This window comes from Streptomyces caelestis (assembly GCF_001279005.1).
Classification (GTDB): domain Bacteria; phylum Actinomycetota; class Actinomycetes; order Streptomycetales; family Streptomycetaceae; genus Streptomyces; species Streptomyces heliomycini.
In genome coordinates this window covers 1-6,318 of sequence record NZ_LGCN01000213.1, presented here as the reverse complement: position 1 = coordinate 6,318, position 6,318 = coordinate 1, and the positions used below count along the sequence as shown (strand labels likewise).

The window sequence follows — 6,318 nt, the reverse complement described above, 5'->3', positions numbered from 1 at the left end:
GATGTCTCCACGAGGATGGCCCGGCCGGCGTGCCGTCAGCCTCCGTCAGCCGACTGACATCCGGCCGACGGCTCGCTCACGTCAGTACCGGGGCAGTGCCGGGACCCGACCGGCGGCTCTCACGGGGACGCGCGTCGGCCAGCGTGCGGGACGGGCGCACGAGGGGAGGACGGCGGGGCGGGGCGCGGGCCGAGGCACGGTGGGAGACGCTGTCCGGCCGTCCCGCGCCCCGGCCGGCGAATTTCCGCGTCCGGTCAGGCCGACTCGTTCAGCAACCGGGTCAGGTGTTCCCGGCCGGGGGTGAGGAGGCCGGGCAGCGGGGCGGCGTCGGCGTACCAGCGCTTCTCGTACTCCCAGCAGAGCCAGCCGTCCCAGCCGTGCCGGGAGAGGACCTCCACGACGTCGGCCAGCGGGAGGACGCCGGCGCCGAGCGGGAGCGGGGACGTGTCGTCGGCGGAGGCGATGTCCTTGACCTGCACGTACCCGAGGTGCGGGGAGAGGGCCGCGTGGCTCTCCACGGGCTGCTCGCCGCCGAGCCAGGTGTGCATCACGTCCCACAGCGCGCCCACCTGCCGGTGGCCGACCAGGCCGAGGACCCGCATCGCGTCGGCGCCGGTGCGGTGCGAGTCGTGGGTCTCCAGCAGGATGCGCACGCCCAGGTCGGCGGCGTACTCGGCGGCCGTGCCCAGCCGGCGGGCGGCCGTCGCGTCCGCCTCCTCGGGGCTCTGGTCGGCGCCGCCGCCGGGGAGGACCCGGACGAAGGGGGCGCCGAGGTCCCGGGCGAGGTCGAGGAGGGCGCGGACCTCGTCGATGACGGGTTCGTCCGCGCCGGGCGCGGCGACCCGGGCGTACCCGGCGACGCCCAGCACCTCGATGCCGGCCGCCTTGAGCCCGGCGGCCACGTCGGCGCGTCGTGCGGGATCGAGGCCCGGGTGGACGGGCTCCTCGGGGTGGGCGCGCAGTTCGACGCCGTGGTAGCCGTGGGCGGTCGCGAGGGCCAGCACGTCGGTGAGCGGCAGCCCGGGGACGCCGAGGGTGGAGAACGCCAGCTTCATGTCAACGGACCCTACCCGCGACCTCCGGCGTCACTCCCCCTCGCCACTTCGGTGTCGCGGCTTCCGTACGCGCGCGACGGCCTTCCCGCATCACCGGAACCCGCCGGCGCCGCCGGCGACTCCGGCAAGGACACCCCTCAGGGGCGCGGGCCCGCATCGTTGTGCGGCTCCGCCGCGCAGGCGCGACCGGCCCCCAGGACCCGCACCGACGGTGCACTTCCGGGACCCCGGGTCCGATCAACCACGCGGCCCCGCGGTGGACCCCCGCACCATCAACTCCCCCCGCACCGAGGCGATGCCGCCGGGCGGCTCCTCCTCCCGCCCCATGGCGATCCGCCCCGCCCGGGCCCCCGCCTCCGCCAACGGCAACCGCACCGTCGTCAGCGCCGGCACCACGTCGATGCTGAACGGCAGATCGTCGAACCCGGCCACCGACACCTCGTCCGGGATCCGCAGCCCCGAGTCCCGCAGCGCCGCGCACGCCCCCAGCGCGACGGAGTCGTTCGCCGCGACGACGGCCGTCAACGACGGGTCGCGGCGCAGGAGTTCGAGCGTCGCCTCGTACCCCGACCGCCGGTCGTAGCGGCCGTGCACGGTCCACCGGGGGTCATCCTCGATGCCGTGCGCGGCCAGCGCGTCCCGGTGGCCCTCGAGCCGGTGGCGGGTGGTGGTGCGTTCCTGGGGGCCCGCGATGTAGCCCAGCCGCCGGTGCCCCAGCCCGATGAGATGCTCGGTGAGTTCCCGTCCGCCGCCCCGGTTGTCGAAGGTCAGCGCGATCGCCCCGGTCTCCGGCGCCTGCGGCCGGCCGCACAGCACCACCCGGGTCCCGGCGTCCGCCAGTTTCCGCAGCTTCGCGTCCATGGCCGCCTTGTGCGGCGCGTCCTCGATCGCGCCGCCGGTCAGCACCACCGCCGCCGCCCGCTGCCGCTGGAGCAGCGTGAGGTAGGTCAGTTCGCGTTCGGGGGAGCCGCCCGTGTTGCACACGACCGCGAGTCTCTCCCCGCCCGCGCGCCCGCCCGGCCCCCCGATCTCCGCCTGGATCGCGCTCGCCATGATGCCGAAGAACGGGTCGGCGATGTCGTTCACCAGGATGCCCACCAGGTCGGAGGTGGCGGCGGCCAGGGCGCTGGCGGGCCCGTTGAGGACGTAGTCCAGCTCGTCGACGGCCTTCAGCACCCGTTCACGGGTGGTCGCGGCCACGGGGTAGTTCCCGTTGAGCACGCGCGACACCGTCGCGGGGGAGACCTGCGCGCGAGCCGCCACGTCCGCCAGGGTCACCGTCATGTCTCGTCCTCCGCCTCGCGCGTTCGCCGTACGCCGTCGTACACACCCACGCCCACACCCGTGGTTCCGAGCAGACCCTACGGCCATCCGCGCGGCTGTTCGCACCCTCGAACAAGCCGGGCTCGCCGTGGTCTTGTCCACACTGCCGTTCAGAGGCTAGCTTCTACGTACATAGAAAGCGCTTGCTGTCACGCTCACCAGTGGGGCGTACGCGGCGCGCGAACCGCGTACGAAGGGAATGACGTGACACGCAAGACGGTGCGTATCGCCATGAACGGTGTGACCGGGCGCATGGGCTACCGCCAGCACCTCGTCCGCTCCATCCTGGCCCTGCGCGAGCAGGGCGGCCTCGACCTCGGCGACGGCACCGTGCTGTGGCCGGAGCCGATCCTGGTCGGCCGGCGGGAGCACGCGCTGAAGGCGCTGGCCGAACGGCACGGGCTCGAGCACGTCGCGACGGACGTGGACGCGGTCCTCGCCGACGAGAGCGTCGACATCTACTTCGACGCCCAGGTGACCTCGGCCCGCGAGGAGGCGATCAGGAAGGCGATCGCCGCGGGCAAGCACATCTACACCGAGAAGCCGACCGCCACCGGCCTCGACGGCGCCCTGGAACTCGCCCGCCTGGCGAACGCGGCCGGCGTCAAGCACGGCGTCGTCCAGGACAAGCTGTTCCTCCCCGGCCTGCTCAAGCTGAAGCGCCTCATCGACGGCGGCTTCTTCGGCCGCATCCTCTCCGTGCGCGGCGAGTTCGGCTACTGGGTGTTCGAGGGCGACTGGCAGGAGGCCCAGCGCCCGTCCTGGAACTACCGCTCCGAGGACGGCGGCGGCATCGTCGTCGACATGTTCCCGCACTGGGAGTACGTGCTGCACGAGCTGTTCGGCCGGGTGAAGTCCGTCCAGGCCCTCACCGCCACCCACATCCCGCAGCGCTGGGACGAGAACGGCAAGCCCTACGACGCCACCGCCGACGACGCCGCCTACGGCGTCTTCGAACTCGAGGGCGGCGCCATCGCCCAGATCAACTCCTCCTGGACGGTCCGCGTCAACCGCGACGAACTGGTCGAGTTCCAGGTCGACGGCACCGAGGGCTCCGCCGTCGCCGGACTGCGGGGCTGCCGCGTCCAGCACCGCTCCGCCACCCCCAAGCCGGTCTGGAACCCGGACATCCCCGCCACCGAGGCCTTCCGCGACCAGTGGCAGGAGGTCCCCGACAACGGCGAGTTCGACAACGGCTTCAAGGCCCAGTGGGAGCTCTTCCTCAAGCACGTCTACGCCGGCGCCCCCTACCACTGGGACCTGCTGGCCGGCGCCCGCGGCGTCCAGCTCGCCGAGCTGGGCCTGAGGTCCTCGGCCGAGGGCCGCCGCCTCGACGTGCCGGAGATCGCGCTGTGACCCTCCACCTCCCCGATGCCGGCGGCGCCCTGCGGGCCTACGAGCCCCGCACCGAGCCCCTCGCCCTCACGACCGGAGCCCCCCTCACCTCCCGCACGGTCTTCTCGGCCGCGCACGTCGTCGCCGACCCGTACGCCGACACCACCCCCGACTCGCCGGCGGCCGTCGACTGGGACGCCACCCTCGCCTTCCGCCGCCACCTGTGGTCGCACGGCCTGGGCGTCGCCGAGGCCATGGACACCGCCCAGCGCGGCATGGGCCTGGACTGGGCCGGAGCGGCGGAACTCATCCGCCGCTCCGCCGCCGAGGCGAAGGCGGCCGGCGGCCGCATCGCCTGCGGCGTCGGCACCGACCAGCTCGCCGGCGGCACCCTCGCCGAGGTGCGGGCGGCGTACGAGGAACAGCTCGCGGTCGTCGAGGAGTCCGGCGCGCAGGCCATCCTGATGGCGTCCCGCGCGCTGGCCGCGACGGCGAAGAGCCCGGACGACTACCTGGAGGTCTACGGCCACCTGCTCCGCCAGGCCGCCGAGCCCGTGATCCTGCACTGGCTGGGCCCCATGTTCGACCCGGCCCTGGAGGGCTACTGGGGCTCGTCCGACCTCGACGCGGCCACCGACACCTTCCTGGAGGTCATCGCCGCCCACCCGGACAAGGTCGACGGCATCAAGGTCTCGCTCCTGGACGCCCAGCGCGAGATCGACCTGCGCCGCCGCCTGCCGCAGGGCGTGCGCTGCTACACCGGCGACGACTTCAACTACCCCGAGCTGATCGCCGGCGACGAGCAGGGCTTCAGCCACGCCCTGCTCGGCATCTTCGACCCGCTCGGCCCGCTGGCGGCGGAAGCGGTCCGCGTCCTCGACACGGGGAACACGGAGGGCTTCCGCGCCCTCCTCGACCCGACCGTCGAACTCTCCCGCCACCTCTTCCAGGCGCCCACCCGCTTCTACAAGACGGGCGTGGTCTTCCTGGCCTGGCTGGCGGGCCACCAGAGCCACTTCACGATGGTCGGCGGACTGCAGTCGGCGCGCTCCCTGCCGCACTTCGCCCGCGCCTACGAACTCGCCGACGGCCTCGGCCTGTTCCCCGACCCGAAGCTCGCCGAGGAACGCATGAGGACCCTGCTGCACCTGTACGGAGTGACCCCGTGACCGACCTCGCGCGCTTCAGCATCAACCAGATGACGGTCAGGCAGCTGTCGCTGCCGGACCTCGTCGACGCCTGCCGCGAGCTGGGCGTACCGGGCGTGGGCCTGTGGCGCGAGCCCGTCCAGGCGTACGGCGTGGAGGCCGCGGCCAAGCTCGTGCGCGACGCGGGCCTGGCGGTGACGACGCTGTGCCGGGGCGGCTTCCTCACCGCGATCGACCCCGGCGAGCGGGCGGCGGCGCTGGCCGACAACCGGCGGGCGGTCGACGAGGCGGCCGTGCTCGGCACCGACACCCTGGTCCTGGTCTCGGGCGGACTGCCGGCCGGCTCCAAGGACCTGCGCGGCGCCCGGGAACGCATCGCGGACGCGCTCGCCGAACTCGGCCCCTACGCCGAGGAGCACGGGGTGAAGCTGGCCATCGAGCCGCTGCACCCCATGTTCGCCTCCGACCGGTGCGTGGTCTCCACGCTCGCCCAGGCCCTGGACATCGCGGAGCGCTTTCCCGCCCACCAGGTGGGCGTCACGGTCGACACCTACCACATCTGGTGGGACGACCAGGCCCCCGCGCAGATCGCCCGCGCGGGAGCCCAGGGCCGCATCCACACCTTCCAGCTCGCCGACTGGACCACCCGGAGGCGGCCGGCTACACCGGCCCCATCGAGGTCGAACTGTTCAACGACGCCCTCTGGACCCGCGACGGCCGCGAGGTCCTCGCGGAGACGGCGGCCCGGTTCGCGGAGCACGCGGCCTAGGAGCCGCACGCGGCGCCCCGGGTCTTGTGCGGGGCCCGGGTTCCCCCCGCGTGGCGTCCCGGGCCCTGTGCACGGCCCGGGGCGCCGCGCGCCGAGGCGCGGGGCACGGGAGAAACTCTGGGGAGAGGCAGCACCCGCATCGTGGCCTCGAAGTCGTCATTGCGCTCACTGCGCATCAGGGTGGGCACGTGCGTCCGCGTGGCGACGCCCTGCCACAGGTCCCACCGCTCGGCGGGCGGCCCCACCCCGGTCCGGAACTCCTGCACCAGCATCCCCACACGCCCCTACCACGCACCGGACGACCGCATCCTGCCCAGGCGGACATCGTAAGGATCCGGCACCGCAAGAAATCCCGGAGATCCCGCGCAGACCTCCCCATCGTCGGAGGGGGCCACCAGCGAGCCCTCGCCGCTCAGTGTCATCACCACCGAACGCGGTCCCTTCGCCAACAGCAGCCGTGCCCGGTCCTGTTCGCCTCCGACCGGTGCGTGGTCTCGACGCTCGCCCAGGCCCTGGACATCGCGGAGCGCTTCCCCGCCCACCAGGTGGGCGTCACGGTCGACACCTACCACATCTGGTGGGACGACCGGGCCCCCGCGCAGATCGCCCGCGCGGGAGCCCAGGGCCGCATCCACACCTTCCAGCTCGCCGACTGGACCACCCCGCTGCCCGAGGGCGTCCTCAACGG

The 6,318-nt window shown here is 73.7% G+C and carries 5 protein-coding genes and 2 pseudogenes; 4 read left to right on the top strand and 3 right to left on the bottom strand.

The genetic code is table 11. The features are described 5' to 3' along the window. Positions 1-254: 254 nt before the first annotated feature. On the bottom strand, positions 255-1,055 hold the full coding sequence (locus tag ADK41_RS25480; RefSeq protein WP_030837292.1) for a sugar phosphate isomerase/epimerase family protein: 801 nt from the start codon (positions 1,053-1,055) through the stop codon (positions 255-257). 237 nt (positions 1,056-1,292) lie between these two features. Continuing rightward, positions 1,293-2,339: a LacI family DNA-binding transcriptional regulator gene (locus ADK41_RS25475; protein ID WP_030837295.1), complete on the bottom strand. Its 1,047-nt coding sequence runs from the start codon at positions 2,337-2,339 to the stop codon at positions 1,293-1,295. Positions 2,340-2,582: 243 nt separating this feature from the next. Between ADK41_RS25475 and ADK41_RS25470 the strand changes: the two genes are divergently transcribed. The 3 genes and pseudogenes from ADK41_RS25470 to ADK41_RS39720 all read left to right on the top strand — a co-directional run bounded on the left by ADK41_RS25470 (position 2,583) and on the right by ADK41_RS39720 (position 5,630). Next, positions 2,583-3,734 carry a Gfo/Idh/MocA family protein gene (locus ADK41_RS25470; RefSeq protein ID WP_030837298.1) on the top strand — a complete coding sequence of 384 codons (1,152 nt, stop codon included), beginning with the start codon at positions 2,583-2,585 and terminating at the stop codon, positions 3,732-3,734. After that, on the top strand, positions 3,731-4,882 hold the full coding sequence (locus ADK41_RS25465) for a dihydrodipicolinate synthase family protein (RefSeq protein ID WP_030837301.1): 1,152 nt from the start codon (positions 3,731-3,733) through the stop codon (positions 4,880-4,882). Before ADK41_RS25470 ends, ADK41_RS25465 begins: the two co-directional genes overlap by 4 nt. Positions 4,883-4,911: 29 nt before the next feature. Beyond that, positions 4,912-5,630 (top strand): annotated as a pseudogene (locus ADK41_RS39720) (sugar phosphate isomerase/epimerase family protein). Here the strand turns inward: ADK41_RS39720 and ADK41_RS43435 are convergent. Continuing rightward, the gene (locus tag ADK41_RS43435; RefSeq protein WP_245174640.1) at positions 5,627-5,902 is read right to left on the bottom strand and encodes a hypothetical protein; all 276 of its coding nucleotides are present in this window, start codon (positions 5,900-5,902) and stop codon (positions 5,627-5,629) included. The pseudogene ADK41_RS39720 and the gene ADK41_RS43435 overlap by 4 nt on opposite strands. 198 nt (positions 5,903-6,100) lie before the next feature. Between ADK41_RS43435 and ADK41_RS25450 the strand changes: the two are divergent. Then, positions 6,101-6,318 (top strand): annotated as a pseudogene (locus ADK41_RS25450) (TIM barrel protein); the annotation flags it as partial.

Coding starts and splice junctions, on each gene's coding strand:
- ADK41_RS43435 (WP_245174640.1), bottom strand. CDS start 5,902: ATGCTGGTGCAGGAGTTCCGGACCGGGGTGGGGCCGCCCGCCGAGCGG.
- ADK41_RS25480 (WP_030837292.1), bottom strand. CDS start 1,055: ATGAAGCTGGCGTTCTCCACCCTCGGCGTCCCCGGGCTGCCGCTCACC.
- ADK41_RS25475 (WP_030837295.1), bottom strand. CDS start 2,339: ATGACGGTGACCCTGGCGGACGTGGCGGCTCGCGCGCAGGTCTCCCCC.